The following is a 14,880-nucleotide window of genomic DNA, read 5'->3' on the forward strand; positions in this document are numbered from 1 at the left end:
AAGGTTATCCAAATATTCTTATCGATAGGTTGAAATTTGACCAATTCAGCTGGCGCGCTGCGCATTAGCTATTGGACTTCCGGCTAACAGGCGTGCCCCAGTTAGCGCATCTTCCTGGGGGGGCACTACTTTAGCTTGAAGCGTTGTGGGAAGCCAGCGAAGAATCGGTTCGGCTAATCCTCCCATTAACGCAACGGGTATGTCGTTGTTGCAGGTCAAGTAATCCAGCATGGTGCTAATCTCCCGCGCGGTTTGACGAATTAGTGCACGGGCATGTTTATCTGTGTCAGCATGCGCAAAAACGACTGGCGCAAATTGGCCCCAATCGGCAGGTGTAGCTTGGCAACTCCATTTGAGTAATTGTTCAGGTGAGTGGGAAAAATTCGCCATAATTTGTTGAGTGAATAACGTCTGACTGAGCAGATCTTGGTGTGCTTGCAGCGCTAAACGCACTGCACTTAATCCTAATTGTGCACCTGATCCTTGGTCCGAAATAGTCATTCCCCAGCCACCAATGCAATGGAATTGCTGAGAATCCCAATAGACACCTTGGCTACCTGTACCAATAATCAGGACAGCACCGGGCTGGGTTAAATGAGCACCGATACATGCAATCTCTACATCTGAATAAACTTGATAGGTATTAAATGACTGAGGATAAGCTTGAGCCTTGCGCTTGGCGCTTTGCACATTAGCCCCTGCTAAACCCAGCACCACTGAAGTCTGTGTTAAGGCCGCTGATGGGAGATTAGCTTCAAGCAAGGCTTGGTCAATTAACTGCATCACTGTTTGCATGGCTTGCTCAAAATTGGAATAGATATTTGCCGAGCCGCCGATGCATTGAGCCAATTGAGTACCAACTTGGTCGGTAAGCTTAACTCGGCAACGAGTTCCGCCGCCATCGACACCAATAAAATATTGCGGTTGCAAGTGAGAGGTTCTCCTATAGAGCTAGCCATTGTAGCCAAAACACTGCACAAGTCAGTGATTTATAGCTAGAAGATTAGGGGAAAAATAACTGAATATCAATACTAATTAGTTTTTATAAAAAAAATAACAACATTCAAAATATTATTTTTATTAATTTTTTCAATTATTTATGCCAAAAATTGGTAATGGTTATTTTGTTTTTATTTGACATTACTTTTTTACATGTAATAAATTGAGGGTGGCAGGTCAACGCATCATCGATGGGATGATCATCGGCATAACAGTTCGCTGGGTGACGGATAAGGTGGAAAAATGAAAGTTGCAATTGTAGGGTTAGGGTTTCGACTCTCTCATGTAGCCAAGGAGTTTAAAAAGGCTGATCCGCAATTTACCATTGTTGGATATTATGATCCTGCACCAGCAGGATTGCCTAATTTGCGAGAGTTCGGGATTGATCCTGGCCAAAGTTTTCAGTCGCTAACCAGTATGCTCGACGCTGGTGGATTTGATCTATTAATGGTGGGTTCGCCTAACTTTATGCATTTAGAGCATATTCAAGCGGGGTTGGCGGCCGGTTATCGGGTCTTTAGTGAAAAACCAGTTGTAACCACTGAACAACAGAGTTTGGAACTTGCTAAATTAATCGCTCAGTATGGCCAAGACCAGATTATCGTTGGATTGGTACTGCGTTATTCTCCGCTCTATCGTGACTTAGTGAGTAGCAAAGCTAATGGTTCATTAGGCGAAATTACTTCAATTGAAGCCACTGAACACATTCGTCCTTTTCACGGTGCTTTTTTTATGCGGGATTGGCGGCGATTTGAAAAATATGCCGGTCCTTATATTTTGGAAAAATGTTGCCATGATATCGACTTATATCAAGGTTTAATTGGGCAGCGATCCAGTCGGGTTGCCAGTTTTGGTGGCCGCAAATCGTTTACCCCACAACATGCCCCGCGAGGCAACATCACACCTGAATCAGAGGTCTATCATAGTAAACCCAGTGGTTGGTCGAGCACTGATGCGGTGTTTGATAGCGATGCGGATATTGTTGACTATCAGAGTGCGATTGTCGAGTTCGCTGGTGGTGCGACATTAAGCTTTCACGCCAATCTCAATGTCCCCGATGAGTTTCGCCGCTTTTGCGTGATGGGAACGGATGGACAGGCAGAGGGTGATTTTGTTCGCAACTTTTTCAAAGTGCACGATGCTCGAACTAGTAAATCATTAGTCGATAAAACTTATGCTGGTAGTGCGTATGACGGTCACTATGGGTCGGATGCGTTAATGGCCGAAGAGGTCGTCCGCCATTTGACCACCGGTTCAGCGCTGCAGGTGTCAGTCATCGATGCGTTAGAAGCTGGGCTTACTGCCATTAAAATTGACGAAGCGCGCAAAACCAAATCAGTGATTGATATGACGGAATGTTGGGCGCAGTTTGATGCAGCGTTAGGGCGCTAATCAATCCTTTTCGATGGTTGGACTGATGGAACGTTGTAGCCAGCGTAGCAGCGTTTCATCTAACCAACTATGCTGTAAGCGCCATCCTTGACTAAACCCGACATGTCCGCCATGGCGACTCAACTGATAGTGAATGCTTGGGCTTAAACGTTGGGTCAAATCTTCTGGTGCGGGATCAACCACTGGATCATCGGCTGCTCTCAATAGCCAGGTTGGGGTATCAATCAACGCTAATCTTGGCAAACAACTCGCCTGTTGATAGTAATCGTTAGCACTGTTGAAGCCACAAGCTGGTGCGGTATAGCATTCATCAAACTCAGCGAGAGTGTGAATGCTTTTTAATGTGGATCGTTTGATAGGGGCATTGGCAAACTGAGCTATTTTGGTGCTTAAGCGCTGCTTTAGACTGTTTAATAGATAGCGGCGATAAATCAGACGGGTGGGTTGATTTAAAAGCGCCGCGCTTACGGCTAAATTCAATGGTGGGCAGATTAGCGCAGCGCCATTGAGCGGATGGTCGGCTAAATAGTTTGCCAACAGATTTGCCCCCATCGAATAACCAATGGCATAGAGAGGGGTTGTCGGCCAGCGTGTTTGACAATGGCGAACGAGCGCTTGCAGACCTAATTGATCATTGCTGTGATAGCTACGCCATAATCGATTCATAGTTGGCCCACAGCCGCGGTGGTGCAATACGACAGTCGTCAAATTAGTGTGTTGTAGTCGAGCTAATAACCGACTGATATAGTGGCTGGCAATGGAGCCTTCAAGGCCTGGTAATAAAATGATGATCACTTGAGTCAGTGGTGATGGTGCGTTTACCCAGGCCAGCTCAACATGATCCCCGTCGGCAATCGGAAGTATTTGCCAATTAAGCGGTGGTAATGGGTAGGTAAACAACGTTGGTAAAATGGTCTGTAGATGACGATTGTTCGCATAAAAAGCAGCCTTAAACAGGCCGCGTCGGTTCTTTTCATCGTTCATAGTTGTCACATCATTACAATAACGCTTGGCGTAGGTTATCGGGCCTAGTGGCTTAGAAATAAATCCAGCATATCGCTTGGGTGATGATTGTGCGATGTATCATGCCAATTTGAGCTGTTAAATGGCATCAACTCGCAACTATTGATCATTTATTGTTAGGCTACATCTAAGTGATATATATACCATTACATGAGTTTTGACAGAAATGCTTGGTCCGATTCCCCATGTGTTGGAGCATTATTGCAACATAAATAATTGAATAGGTGTATAATTATCGTGTTTGTACCATCCCTGTTGTAGGAGCTTCACAAACCATTGCACTTTGGGCTAATCTAACGAAGAGATCCCATATTATGCTAATTGAGCTCCCTGTTCCGACCTTTGCCTTTCCATCCCCTCCGCACTTTCGTGTAACAAATCGCGTTGTTGAACCTGGCTTGACCCTAAGTGTCGGGGTAGCCAAACACGATAGTGATCTGTTCTTTAGCCAAGTTGATTGGCAGGCTGAATTTTTTCAAGATAGTTGGTTTGGGCGTTATGCCATTGCTTGTCCCAGTGAGCTACAACATGCGCTAAGTAAGCGCCGAGCCGAGTTTTTCGCAGGTCGATTAGCCGCCTTGAACGCACTTACCTTAGCGGGCAGTCTTGAACTTCATGTTCCTCGTGGCGTTTTTCGAGAGCCGCTGTTTCCCGAAGGGTTTATCGGCAGCATCAGCCACTCTGGGCAAACTGCCTGCTCGATTGTTAGCGCGAAGCATCCGCAGCGCCGTTTAGGGCTTGATCTGGAATTTATCAAGCCGCAGTTTATCTTGAATTTGGTGGATGAGATCGTCACCCCAGATGAAAAGCGAGTGCTGCAGTGCTATTTTGCTGATGTTGAATTGGCAACTTATCTGGCTTTTTCAACCAAAGAGAGTTTATTTAAAGCACTGTTTGGTGAGATTCAGCAATTTATCGGGTTTCAATGTGTCTCACTTGACAAAATTGATATACAACAGCGAACTTTTTCACTGCGCTTGAATAAAACTTTAACTACACAGCATCGTCAAGGGGATACCTATCACGGCGTATTTGAGCTCAGCCCACGGCATGTCTTTACCCTTTGTTCTGCCGTGAGCTCTGAATGTGACAAGCAATTGGCGACGACATTACTTTATCCCAATATTAAATAGGACGCTGAGTGCTATTTTTCATCACTAATAAGCGTTAGCTACACTCATAGAAAACAGTCTATGTTTGTAGTGCTGCGCCCATAACACACTTAGTCTCTCTTGCTATGAAATAAATTAATATTAAGTGGGTATGCCTGAACGATGAGCTAAAGGACGATGGTCCTTGGGCTAAACAGGCTGCGTTGAATCGCGTTTAAAGAGCGTTTTGCATGCTATGATTGACGATTAACAATGGGAGATGATAATGGCGTGTCAACGGTGTTCGAGCGACTGGTTTTGGCAAAAGTTGGGGCGTTGCCGCCAATGTATGCTGTTAAATCTCTTGTTATTGCTGATAGGCCTCACCACGCTTTGGTGGAGCGAGTCGATGACGCCGGTTTACCATTTTTTGGCAATGTTTGTGACCGGCGCGGCGGCTTTGTTGCTGGCTGCGCATCTGGTGATGGCGCTCTACTATCGTTATTTTGAGTCAGCCCAACGACAGTGACTAAGTAACTCATTGGCTTGCTCTAATAAGTCCCCATGTGCGTTTAACCAATGAATGGTATCACCGCGGCGCTGCATTTTGCGAAACCAAGTATCTTGGCGTTTGGCAAACTGATGGATCTGTGAATTTAATTTTTGGAACATATCGTTATAACTGAGTTCGCCTTTTAGATGACGAGCAACAAGGCGATATTCCAAGCCAAAAAACTCCAACCGTTCATAACTTACGCCCTGAGTATGTAAGCTTTCTACTTCTTCGAGCATACCTTGATTGAAGCGCTCTTTAAGGCGTGCGGTGATCCGGGCTCGCAATTCGCTGCGAGGCCACTGGACACCGAGAATAAGTGGATTGATAGCTGGGTATTCAGGCGCGGGTTGAGGCTGTTGTTCGGCCATGGCTATCTCAATAGCGCGAACCAAACGTGGTCGCACTAATAGATCGGTATGGTTGTGTTGATTGCTCTTTAGCTCTAATAGTTTAGTTTGTAACTGCTCAAGGGTGAGCTCGGCTAACTGTTCGCGCAGCGGATGGTTGATAGCCACCTCATGCAGCGCATAGTTTTGCGTGATGGCATCAATATAAAGCCCTGTACCACCGACCATGATTGGCAGTTGTTGGCGCTGACAGATGTGCTGATAACTGGCGAAAAAATCTCGCTGATAATGAAACAGGCTATAATCATGACCCGGCTCGACAAGGTCAATTAAATGGTAAGGCACTTCACCATACTCGTCGAGATCTTTACCGGATCCTAGATTCATCCCTCGATAAACTTGTCGCGAGTCAGCGGAGAGAATCTCCCCTTGATGTTGACGAGCGAGCGCGACGCCTAATCCGGTTTTGCCCGATGCGGTCGGGCCTAAAATAACCAATAAGTTGTAGGGTTGCTGCGTGTTCATAAAGCGGATTGCCTGATAGACGGGATGAGCCAGTGCGAAGTGTAGCAAGAGCCCGTGAAGCACTGCAATAATTTAAGCGATAGCTTACGCGATGGTGTGCAAATTAAGCGGTGATTGGTGATTAAGGCTTGGGGTTAACGGTTTATTGCGGTGGTATGTGACTTCGTTGAAAACGAAATCGGCACGCAAGCGCGCCGATGAACATAGGATGAATCCGTATCCTTACAAAGCGTTAGCGTTGCCAGAAATGTTTGGCAAGTTCCTGCTGACGTTGCTGTTCATCCAAGCCGATATCACGCAACAAATAAGCTGGCATATCGTCAAGATGTTGGCGAGTCCGTTGGCGTTCATGCCAATGATTCATCATGTTTGATGCGATTTGGATAAATTGTTTCAGGTTATTAGCCGATTGATTACGACGTTCAACGTGTGCGATACGAGTTGTCATGGTGGATTCCTCCTCTGTAAATTATGATCAGATAATAGACAGTTATTGAGTATTCATCAAACGAGCAAAACTCATTCCAAAGGATTACTTTTTCTAATCTATAAATGTTTTTCTGTAACAATTTTGCAACCATTAAATAGAAATTTATAAAAATCTATTAATTATTTAAAAATGTATAAATTTCAATTAATTATGTGCCATATTCAAAAATATCATCAATGTTTTAAATATTGCATTTTTGTGATGCATATAACATTTCATATGTATAAATAAAATTATCCCAAAATGTGTTGTTTGAATTATTTATAAAAGGTGCATATTCCAGCGGTTACACGCCGCTTCGGTGAATAGATATGCGTGGCGATGATTGTTACTGATCTTTCGCTGATGCGGTGTTCAACAATCGGTATGATAGAAAAGTCAGCTCAGCAATAGGAGGTTTTGTGGATTTAGATTTTTCTGGGCTTAATATGACGGATTGCTATCACACTATGATCCAAACTGTTACGCCGAGACCCATTGCATGGGTTTTGAGTGAAAACGATTCGGGGAACTACAATATTGCCCCGTTTTCTTTTTTTACCGTCGTATGTGCTGCGCCTGCAGTATTGATGTTCTCAGTGGCGCCGGCCGTCGATGGCCGTGGTGATAAGATACGCTATATAACATTCGCCAGCGGCGCCAGTTTGTAGTGCATATTGCCGATGCGTCCCTCGCCGAACAAGTCACGCAAACGGCGGCGAGTTTGCCTCGTAATTACTCGGAAGTTGAACCGAGTGGTTTGTCGATGACCAAGATGACCAAATTCCCATTGCCGCGCATTAGCCAAGCGAAAGTAGCGTTAGGTTGTGAGCTCTATCAGTTGCAATCAATCGGCGATAACGCGGCGCAAACACTAGTCTTTGGTCGAGTCACTCAGGTTTATATAGATGATGAGATAGCCTGTATTAACGATAACGGGCGCTTGCGTGTTGATCCGCAAAAATTGGCCCCATTAGCACGTCTTGGTGGTGATATTTATCAGCTGCCCGGTGATATAGTAACCATCAAGCGACCGAAATAGATTCACGGTCAGATTGGGCGAGTAATTGCTCCCGCAGCCAGCGCTGTGCCGGATCGCGGTGGCTACGTTCATGCCAGAGCATCATCAATTCAAAGCCCGCGACTTCAAGCGGTGGCTGGCGATAACACAATTGATAGGCTTTGGCTAAACGCTCTGGGAGCATTGCGACTAAATTACTGTGGCTAAGCCACTGCACCATCACTAAAAAATGCGGTACTGATAACACCACCTGACGCTGATGGCCTAGTTTGGCCAATGCTTGGTCGATTTGGCTCTGAAAGCCATGACCATTAGGTGAGACGATGATGTGCTCAAGTGCGCAGAAATCATTGAGTGAGAGGTGTTGCGCGAAAACTGGATGGTCAGCTCTGGCACATAATACATAGTTTTCACGAATGAGTGGACGATAGCGCAGTGGCAATGGGGCATCATCGAGTACATGCAAAGCGATATCTATCTCTCCTTGACGGAGTTGCTGCTCGAGTGTCTGCGGGATTAATGGCATCAGAGCGAGTTTAGTGTGCGGGGCTTGGGCGCGGATGGCTATCGAGGCGGGTTGAATGATGGTGACAGCCGCATAATCGGCGGCGCTAATCTGCCACGTTTGTCGCGAATGGTGTGGATCAAAGCTATCAAGCTTGCTCAGTAATTGGGTTAAGTCGGCTAACGTCTGTTTTAAGGGCCGAGCGAGTGTTTGTGCTAAAGCGGTCGGCTGCATGCCTCGCGCTTGCGGCACCAATAGTGGGTCGTTAAATATCACTCGCAGTTTGCCTAGTTGCACACTGACTGATGGCTGGGAGAGATACAGCCGCTGAGCCGTGCGGGTCACATTTTGCTCATCAAGCAACACATCCAGAGTACGCAGCAGGTTCAGATCGATCGTCATTAAATTAATCATTTTAATAGCTACTATAGTTTGCATTCATTTTAACTATAACATGGGCGGCTGTACTGTCATGGCAGGTTTCTAACGGAGCAACACCATGAATGTATTGATTGTCTATGCACACCCTGAGCCGCGCTCACTGAACGGATCGCTGAAAAGCTTTATCTGTGATCATCTTAACTCTTTGGGTCACCATGTGATGGTGTCAGATCTGTATGCGATGCGCTGGAAAGCGAGCTTAGATCAGAACGATTTTCCCCATCTTCGCGCTGATGAGCGCTTTGATCCCTCGAGTGCATCCCAATATGCTTTTTTAAATGATAGCCAGCCTGCGGATATTAAATCTGAGCAAGATAAGCTGCACCAAGCCGACTTGGTCATTTGGCAGTTTCCTATGTGGTGGTTTTCGATGCCAGCGATTATGAAGGGTTGGTTTGAACGCGTTTATGCCTACGGACTGGGTTATGGTGTCGGTGAGCATAACCAGCAGCACTGGGGCGATCGTTATGGTGAAGGCAGCTTTGCTGGAAAGCGGGCGATGATCGTGACCACGATGGGCGGGTGGGAGTCGCACTATAGCGAGCGGGGGATTAATGGCGCGCTTAGTGATCTATTATTCCCGATTGAGCATGGTATGTTGTTTTATGCGGGATTCAGCGTGTTACCGGCGGTGGCTTTTTACCGCGTTGGTCGCTTTGATGCGGCGCAATTTGAACATTGTTGTCAGTTACTTACCGAACGTTTGAACCATATTGAGCAGATTGAACCGATTGACTTTCGCCAGCAAAATGGTGGCGATTATGTGCTCCCCGCGCTGACCTTACATCCGAGACTTTCAGCTGCTGAAAAAGGGCTGAAGATCCATCGTAAAGGTTGATGGCGCTTCGCCCTTATATATATAGAAGGATTATTTAAAACTGAAAGCGGTTAGTCGTCGTTGCTATCCCAGTGCAGTGAACGTTTCACCGCTTTTTGCCAACCTTTATAGCGTTTTTCTCGCTCATCGATCGCCATCTCAGGGGCAAAGGTACGGTCAATCTCAAGGTTTTGTTTGATCTCTTCGGTCGATTGCCACACCCCAACGGCCAAACCTGCCAGGAGCGCAGCACCTAGCGCTGTGGACTCCGTTAGTTGTGGACGTTCAACGCGCGTGCCCATAATGTCAGCTTGGAACTGCATTAAGAAATCATTGGCAACAGCGCCGCCATCAACTTTAAGTTTGGCCAGTTTTAGTCCGGAATCTTGTTGCATGGCGTCGAGCAGATCGCGACTCTGATAGGCGATAGATTCCAGCGCTGCACGAATAATATGGTTACGATTTGCGCCGCGCGTTAGCCCAACGATCACGCCGCGCGCATCAGGATCCCAGTACGGTGCCCCCATCCCAACAAACGCAGGAACGAGATACACGCCGTTGGTATCTTGCACTTTACTGGCAAAATAATTGGTATCTTGTGCTTCGTGTACAATGCCAAGTTCATCACGCAGCCATTGAATGGTGGCGCCGCCCATAAACACAGAACCTTCAAGGGCGTAGTTAACCTCACCTTTAGGACCTACAGCTAGGGTGGTAATCAGTCCATGACTGGATTGAACGGGTTTTTCGCCAGTGTTCATCAGCAAGAAGCAGCCTGTTCCGTAGGTATTTTTTGCCATGCCTTTGGTTAAACATAGCTGACCAAATAATGCCGCTTGTTGATCCCCCGCGATCCCCGCGATAGGGATACGCGTGCCGCCTTTGCCCCCAATGTTAGTTTGCCCATAGATTTCGCTGGAACTTTTGACTTCAGGGAGCATTGACGAGGGGATGCCGAGTTCATCAAGCATCTTCTGATCCCATTGCAGTGTTTTAATGTTAAACAACATGGTTCGTGACGCATTAGTATAGTCGGTGACGTGGATGCGGCCTTGGGTCATGTTCCAAATCAGCCAGCTATCAACGGTGCCAAACAACAACTCACCATTCTGGGCTTTCTCGCGGGCGCCGTCGACATGATCGAGGATCCATTTCACTTTGGTGCCGGCAAAATAGGCATCGACGACTAGACCTGTGTTTTCGCGGATATATGCTTCAAGACCGCGTTCTTTTAATTCATTACAAATGCCAGCGGTACGTCGGCACTGCCAAACGATCGCGTTATAGATAGGGCGTCCGGTTTTTTTGTCCCAGACAATGGTGGTTTCGCGCTGATTGGTGATCCCAATGGCCGCTACTTGATCGGAACGGATCCCTGTTTTTGCCAGTACTTCAACTAATACTGAACTTTGGCTGGACCAGATCTCCATAGGGTCATGCTCAACCCAGCCTGCTTGTGGATAGTACTGGCTAAACTCGCGCTGAGAGATGGCCACAACCTTCGCATTGCGATCAAAGATGATCGCGCGCGATGAAGTTGTGCCTTGGTCGAGCGCGACAATATATTCTTTTTGTTGAGATAAATCAGTCATAGTTGATTCCCTTAGTCTTGTTATTAGTTGTTTTGGGCTGTTGGCGCAAGTTGTTCTTCAGGGCTGGGCGTTGGTGCTTTATTAGCGAGCAATGCTGGGCTAATTAATTTGATATACAGTCCAGCGCCAAGCTGTGCACCTAAAATGGAACCGACAACGGGTGCCCAAGCGTAGAGCATATGGCGTCCACCGGTCATCGCTACATTTCCCCAGCCGAGTAAATCGATCATAATCCGCGGTGCCAAATCACGGGCAGGATTCATGGCAAAGCCCGTTAACGGGCCCAAGGATGCACCAATAATGGCGACTAGCAGACCGATAAATAGACCGGATAAGATCCCTTTGGAGCCGATGTTATTGTCATCACCAAGCGCTAGAATGCCAAACATCAGAATAGCTGTAATGGCGAGTTCAACACCCATCGCATGAAAATAGCTGATGTGCGCATTGGCAAAAGTGGTGAATATCCCCGCCGTTTGCAAACTAGCAACTGTGCCACGAATAATGTGATGGGTACTTTCAAAGTCCTGAATTAGCGGTTGGTAGAGTAGATAGGTTAACCCCGCACCCAATGCTGAGCCAATAAACTGAGCGATAATGTAGAAGGGTACTTTGCGCCATTCAAAACCCATAAAACTGGCTAGAGCTAAGGTGACGGCTGGGTTTATATGCGCACCAGAGACACCGCCGACTGCATAGATGGCTAATGCGACGGCCAACCCCCAAATAATACTGATCTCCCATTGACCAAAATGGGCGCCGGCGACGACGAGCGCGGCGACGCATCCCGTGCCGATAAACATGAACAGAGCGGTGCCAATGACTTCGGCAACGCACTCATTGAATAAACGAGGATACACTGTTTGTTTCATCTGTTTTCTCCAGATTGTTATGTGAATTATTCGATTATTGACATGTTAGCTACATTTGGGAAACATCAATTTTAAATTTAGTGAGCGATATCACTCATTTTCAATGTTCGTTAATGAGCGTTATCGAGCAAAACGCAATTTAACGTGATGTATTGTCTAATAAATAATCACTTCTGGACGGATAGCTAAAAAATAAGCGCAAATGATTTACATAATCGACAAGCGAGATACCATGAACAATAGCGCCCACGGCGTCGCATTTGTGAATCATCATACAGAGGAATAATATCTTGAAGCAGCCGGAGCGTCATCGCCAAATACTGCAACATCTGGCCGAGCAGGGGTTTTTAAGTACCGAAGAGTTAGTGAATCATTTTCAGGTCAGTCCGCAAACTATCCGCCGTGATCTGAATGAACTGGCCGCGCAGCGGCGTATTCAGCGTCATCACGGTGGCGCATCGTTGCAGACCAGTACGGTCAATGATGCATACGCTAATCGCAAAGTGGCTTTTCAACAAGCCAAAGAACGCATTGCCACATGCATCGCCGAGCAGATCCCCCATGGGGCATCACTGTTTATCGATATTGGTACGTCGACCGAAGCAGTGGCGCAAGCGTTATTGAATCATCGAGCACTTAGAATTGTCACTAATAATCTAAATGTTGCAAGTATCTTATTGAAAAATGAAGATTTTACTGTGATCTTGGCCGGGGGTGAAATTCGCCATCGTGATGGTGGGATTATTGGTGAAGCGACCCGTGATTTTATTCATCAATTTCGTATGGATTACGGCATTTTAGGGATCTCTGGGATTGATAGCGATGGCTCCCTGTTGGACTTTGATTATCATGAAGTGCGTGTCAAACAGGCTATTATCGAAAATGCGAGACATTCATTTTTGGCAGCCGATGCCAGTAAATTTGGTCGTAATGCGATGGTCAATATGGGCAATATCAGCCAGATTGACGCCTTATTTACCGATGCCCCACCGCCTGCCGCTATCACCAATCTACTGACGCAGCATCAAGTGGCTTGCCATATCTGCTAAGCGGTGAGCTGATTCTTTAGCCCAAGAGCATTGGGCTTTTGGGCGGTTTATTTAGGCACCACTAAGGTGCTAACTGCCTATTTTAATTTATTTTTTCCGCCAATAAAATCACATGATTTGATGAGCTAAGTCGAGAGCTCGCACGCATTATTTGCCCATCTCTAGAGAGGATTCATTCAGTGCTCAGCGCGCAGCGGGAGCGCTGCGCTTATTAATTAAATTGTCATACTCAGCCGCTACAATCTAACCGGAATTCTTATTCGTGCTTGTGCATGATGATGACTCGGTGCGGATTGCTTAGTGTTAATGTGCGAGGGTGTATCACTGTTGCCGAAGTACTATTAATGTCCGTATATAGACACAAAAATGTAACAATGTACGTTGAAATGTTCGTTTTGAGTGATCTGATTTATCTTTTCGAACATTTATGATAAAAACCACTTGAATATTTTCGTTTTCGAACAATAATGGTGTTAAATGATTTAACATTTAGTGGTTTGGAGGATGCATGGAGCTTCGCGAATATGATTTAGTCGTCATTGGTGGCGGCATTAACGGTTCAGGTATTGCGGCTGATGCAGCTGAGCGAGGGCTAAAAGTAGCGCTGTTTGAGGCGAACGATTTTGCCAGTGCAACATCATCAGCAAGTTCAAAATTGATCCATGGTGGGCTGCGTTATTTGGAGCATTATGAGTTTCGGTTGGTGCGCGAAGCATTGGCTGAACGCGAAGTTCTGCTTAAAAAAGCGCCCCATCTGATTACGCCGATGCGCTTTCGCCTCCCTCATCGTCCCCATTTACGTCCTGCTTGGATGATCCGTATTGGTCTGTTTCTGTACGATCACCTAGCTAAGCGTACGACCTTACCCGGTAGCTGTGCGCTTAAATTTAATCCCCACCAAAGTGCGCTGCGCGCTGAGATCACCAAAGGCTTCGAATATTCAGACGGCTGGGTAGATGATGCCCGCTTGGTGGTGGCGAATGTGATGCATGCTCGCGATTTAGGCGCTGACGTGTATAACTATACACCCTGTGAGCGAGCGATTCGTCGTGGTGATCGCTGGATTGTAAATGCACGGAGTCTACAAAGCGGCGAATCGTATGAAGTGAGCGCGAAAGCGCTGGTCAATGCGGGTGGGCCTTGGGTTAAATCGATATTCCAAGAACAACTCGCATTAAAATCTCCCCGAGGGGTGCGCATGATCCAAGGCAGTCATATTGTGGTGCCACGGATCCATAAAGAAGACTGTGCCTATATTTTGCAAAATACCGATCGTCGGATCGTGTTTGTGATCCCCTACATGCATCAGTACAGTTTAATTGGTACAACTGATCTAGAATATCACGGCGATCCCCGTCAGGCGAAAATTACCGACAAAGAGATTGATTATCTGTGTGATGTGGTCAATCAACACTTTAAGCACAATATCCGTCATGAAGATATTATTTGGAGCTACTCGGGTGTTCGGCCATTGTGTGATGATGAATCGGATTCACCGCAGGCCATTACGCGAGACTACACCTTAGAGCTACAAGACGTGCAGGGTCAGGCTCCGATCTTATCGGTTTTTGGTGGTAAGTTGACGACTTATCGTAAATTAGCTGAAGCGGCAATGAATAAGTTGCAACCCTACTTGGGCTGCGGCGAATGTGAAAGTGAACAGAGTCTTTTACCCGGTGCTGACTGTGATCCGACACAACTTGCTAAGCAATTCACCACCAAGTATCCATTTTTTGATGCGGAGCAGTGTTTTCGGATTGCTCATGCCTATGGCTCCAATGCGCAAAAGTGGCTTGCTGGGGCGGTAAGTAAAGAAGATCTGGGGCAGTGGTTTGGCGAACATATCTCGCAAGCTGAAGTAGATTATTTGGTTGAATATGAATGGGCATGCAGCGCTGAGGATATACTTTGGCGGCGGACTAAACTGGGTATCTTAACGGATAATAAAGTTAAGCTGCAATTAGAGCAGTACCTTGAGCGGCGACTTGATAAAAGTAAGCCGTCTATCGCGTTGGTTGGTTAGCCATTATTCAGGCTATCGGTCGTGTCCCCAATCAGTGAGATCCAGATCTTACTGATTGGGAGCTGATGGAGGCTGATAAAGGGCCTCCATTCAGCCTTCAATGCCCATGGTTGATCGCCTAACCTAAGTCAATGGTTCATCACTGAATACGGCTTCAA

General features: G+C 46.5%; 15 protein-coding genes. 8 read left to right on the top strand and 7 right to left on the bottom strand.

Going from position 1 to position 14,880, the window contains the following annotated elements:
* Positions 1-45: 45 nt before the first annotated feature.
* Positions 46-930 (bottom strand): BadF/BadG/BcrA/BcrD ATPase family protein, encoded by an 885-nt coding sequence (locus ABUE30_RS11005; RefSeq protein WP_408623820.1) that lies wholly within the window; start codon positions 928-930, stop codon positions 46-48.
* Positions 931-1,242: 312 nt separating this feature from the next.
* On the opposite strand from ABUE30_RS11005, the gene ABUE30_RS11010 reads away from it, so the two are divergent.
* Positions 1,243-2,391: a Gfo/Idh/MocA family protein gene (locus ABUE30_RS11010; RefSeq protein WP_408623821.1), complete on the top strand. Its 1,149-nt coding sequence runs from the start codon at positions 1,243-1,245 to the stop codon at positions 2,389-2,391.
* Here ABUE30_RS11010 and ABUE30_RS11015 read toward each other — a convergent pair whose 3' ends face one another.
* Complete coding sequence (locus ABUE30_RS11015) at positions 2,392-3,375, bottom strand: YheT family hydrolase (protein WP_408623822.1); 984 nt, start codon at positions 3,373-3,375, stop codon at positions 2,392-2,394. It lies immediately after the preceding gene.
* A 353-nt stretch (positions 3,376-3,728) separates the two neighbouring features.
* On the opposite strand from ABUE30_RS11015, the gene ABUE30_RS11020 reads away from it, so the two are divergent.
* Positions 3,729-4,547, top strand: coding sequence for a 4'-phosphopantetheinyl transferase family protein (locus tag ABUE30_RS11020; RefSeq protein WP_408623823.1), 819 nt, complete (start codon positions 3,729-3,731; stop codon positions 4,545-4,547).
* A 244-nt stretch (positions 4,548-4,791) separates the two neighbouring features.
* The gene (locus ABUE30_RS11025) at positions 4,792-5,034 is read left to right on the top strand and encodes a DUF3624 family protein (protein WP_408623824.1); all 243 of its coding nucleotides are present in this window, start codon (positions 4,792-4,794) and stop codon (positions 5,032-5,034) included.
* Here the strand turns inward: ABUE30_RS11025 and miaA are convergent.
* Together miaA and ABUE30_RS11035 are read right to left on the bottom strand one after the other, a co-directional pair.
* A complete protein-coding gene (gene miaA, locus ABUE30_RS11030) occupies positions 5,007-5,933 on the bottom strand; it encodes a tRNA (adenosine(37)-N6)-dimethylallyltransferase MiaA (protein ID WP_408623825.1) in 927 nt (308 codons plus the stop codon). The two genes, ABUE30_RS11025 and miaA, sit on opposite strands and share 28 nt — an antisense overlap.
* Before the next feature lie 232 nt (positions 5,934-6,165).
* Positions 6,166-6,381: a DUF1127 domain-containing protein gene (locus ABUE30_RS11035; RefSeq protein WP_408623827.1), complete on the bottom strand. Its 216-nt coding sequence runs from the start codon at positions 6,379-6,381 to the stop codon at positions 6,166-6,168.
* Between the two features lie 443 nt (positions 6,382-6,824).
* On the opposite strand from ABUE30_RS11035, the gene ABUE30_RS11040 reads away from it, so the two are divergent.
* Positions 6,825-7,073, top strand: coding sequence for a hypothetical protein (locus ABUE30_RS11040; RefSeq protein ID WP_408623828.1), 249 nt, complete (start codon positions 6,825-6,827; stop codon positions 7,071-7,073).
* Positions 7,073-7,444, top strand: coding sequence for a flavin reductase family protein (locus tag ABUE30_RS11045; RefSeq protein ID WP_408623829.1), 372 nt, complete (start codon positions 7,073-7,075; stop codon positions 7,442-7,444). The genes ABUE30_RS11040 and ABUE30_RS11045 overlap by 1 nt, the downstream gene beginning before the upstream one ends.
* On the opposite strand, the gene ABUE30_RS11050 is transcribed toward ABUE30_RS11045, so the two are convergent.
* Positions 7,428-8,342, bottom strand: coding sequence for a LysR family transcriptional regulator (locus ABUE30_RS11050; RefSeq protein WP_408623831.1), 915 nt, complete (start codon positions 8,340-8,342; stop codon positions 7,428-7,430). The genes ABUE30_RS11045 and ABUE30_RS11050 overlap by 17 nt on opposite strands.
* An 85-nt stretch (positions 8,343-8,427) precedes the next feature.
* Between ABUE30_RS11050 and ABUE30_RS11055 the strand changes: the two genes are divergently transcribed.
* Positions 8,428-9,207 (top strand): NAD(P)H-dependent oxidoreductase, encoded by a 780-nt coding sequence (locus ABUE30_RS11055; protein ID WP_408623832.1) that lies wholly within the window; start codon positions 8,428-8,430, stop codon positions 9,205-9,207.
* A 50-nt stretch (positions 9,208-9,257) separates the two neighbouring features.
* Here the strand turns inward: ABUE30_RS11055 and glpK are convergent, their stop codons facing one another.
* Together glpK and ABUE30_RS11065 are read right to left on the bottom strand one after the other, a co-directional pair.
* On the bottom strand, positions 9,258-10,778 hold the full coding sequence (gene glpK, locus ABUE30_RS11060) for a glycerol kinase GlpK (RefSeq protein WP_408623834.1): 1,521 nt from the start codon (positions 10,776-10,778) through the stop codon (positions 9,258-9,260).
* Between the two features lie 23 nt (positions 10,779-10,801).
* Positions 10,802-11,650, bottom strand: coding sequence for an MIP/aquaporin family protein (locus ABUE30_RS11065; protein WP_408623835.1), 849 nt, complete (start codon positions 11,648-11,650; stop codon positions 10,802-10,804).
* A gap of 290 nt (positions 11,651-11,940) precedes the next feature.
* Here ABUE30_RS11065 and ABUE30_RS11070 point away from each other — a divergent pair, with 290 nt between their 5' ends.
* Entirely contained in the window at positions 11,941-12,699 is a 759-nt protein-coding gene (locus ABUE30_RS11070; RefSeq protein ID WP_408623836.1) for a DeoR/GlpR family transcriptional regulator, read from the top strand.
* A gap of 508 nt (positions 12,700-13,207) precedes the next feature.
* Entirely contained in the window at positions 13,208-14,722 is a 1,515-nt protein-coding gene (gene glpD / locus ABUE30_RS11075) for a glycerol-3-phosphate dehydrogenase (protein WP_408623837.1), read from the top strand.
* Positions 14,723-14,880 lie beyond the last annotated feature (158 nt).

It is taken from the genome of Celerinatantimonas yamalensis, assembly GCF_046054155.1.
GTDB classification, from domain to species: Bacteria; Pseudomonadota; Gammaproteobacteria; order Enterobacterales; family Celerinatantimonadaceae; genus Celerinatantimonas; species Celerinatantimonas yamalensis.

Excerpts from the sequence above, each read along its gene's own strand:
- ABUE30_RS11065 (WP_408623835.1), bottom strand. The coding sequence starts at position 11,650 with ATGAAACAAACAGTGTATCCTCGTTTATTCAATGAGTGCGTTGCCGAA.
- ABUE30_RS11055 (WP_408623832.1), top strand. The coding sequence starts at position 8,428 with ATGAATGTATTGATTGTCTATGCACACCCTGAGCCGCGCTCACTGAAC.
- miaA (WP_408623825.1), bottom strand. The coding sequence starts at position 5,933 with ATGAACACGCAGCAACCCTACAACTTATTGGTTATTTTAGGCCCGACC.
- ABUE30_RS11050 (WP_408623831.1), bottom strand. The coding sequence starts at position 8,342 with ATGATTAATTTAATGACGATCGATCTGAACCTGCTGCGTACTCTGGAT.
- glpD (WP_408623837.1), top strand. The coding sequence starts at position 13,208 with ATGGAGCTTCGCGAATATGATTTAGTCGTCATTGGTGGCGGCATTAAC.
- ABUE30_RS11020 (WP_408623823.1), top strand. The coding sequence starts at position 3,729 with ATGCTAATTGAGCTCCCTGTTCCGACCTTTGCCTTTCCATCCCCTCCG.
- ABUE30_RS11025 (WP_408623824.1), top strand. The coding sequence starts at position 4,792 with ATGGCGTGTCAACGGTGTTCGAGCGACTGGTTTTGGCAAAAGTTGGGG.
- ABUE30_RS11015 (WP_408623822.1), bottom strand. The coding sequence starts at position 3,375 with ATGAACGATGAAAAGAACCGACGCGGCCTGTTTAAGGCTGCTTTTTAT.
- ABUE30_RS11010 (WP_408623821.1), top strand. The coding sequence starts at position 1,243 with ATGAAAGTTGCAATTGTAGGGTTAGGGTTTCGACTCTCTCATGTAGCC.
- ABUE30_RS11035 (WP_408623827.1), bottom strand. The coding sequence starts at position 6,381 with ATGACAACTCGTATCGCACACGTTGAACGTCGTAATCAATCGGCTAAT.
- glpK (WP_408623834.1), bottom strand. The coding sequence starts at position 10,778 with ATGACTGATTTATCTCAACAAAAAGAATATATTGTCGCGCTCGACCAA.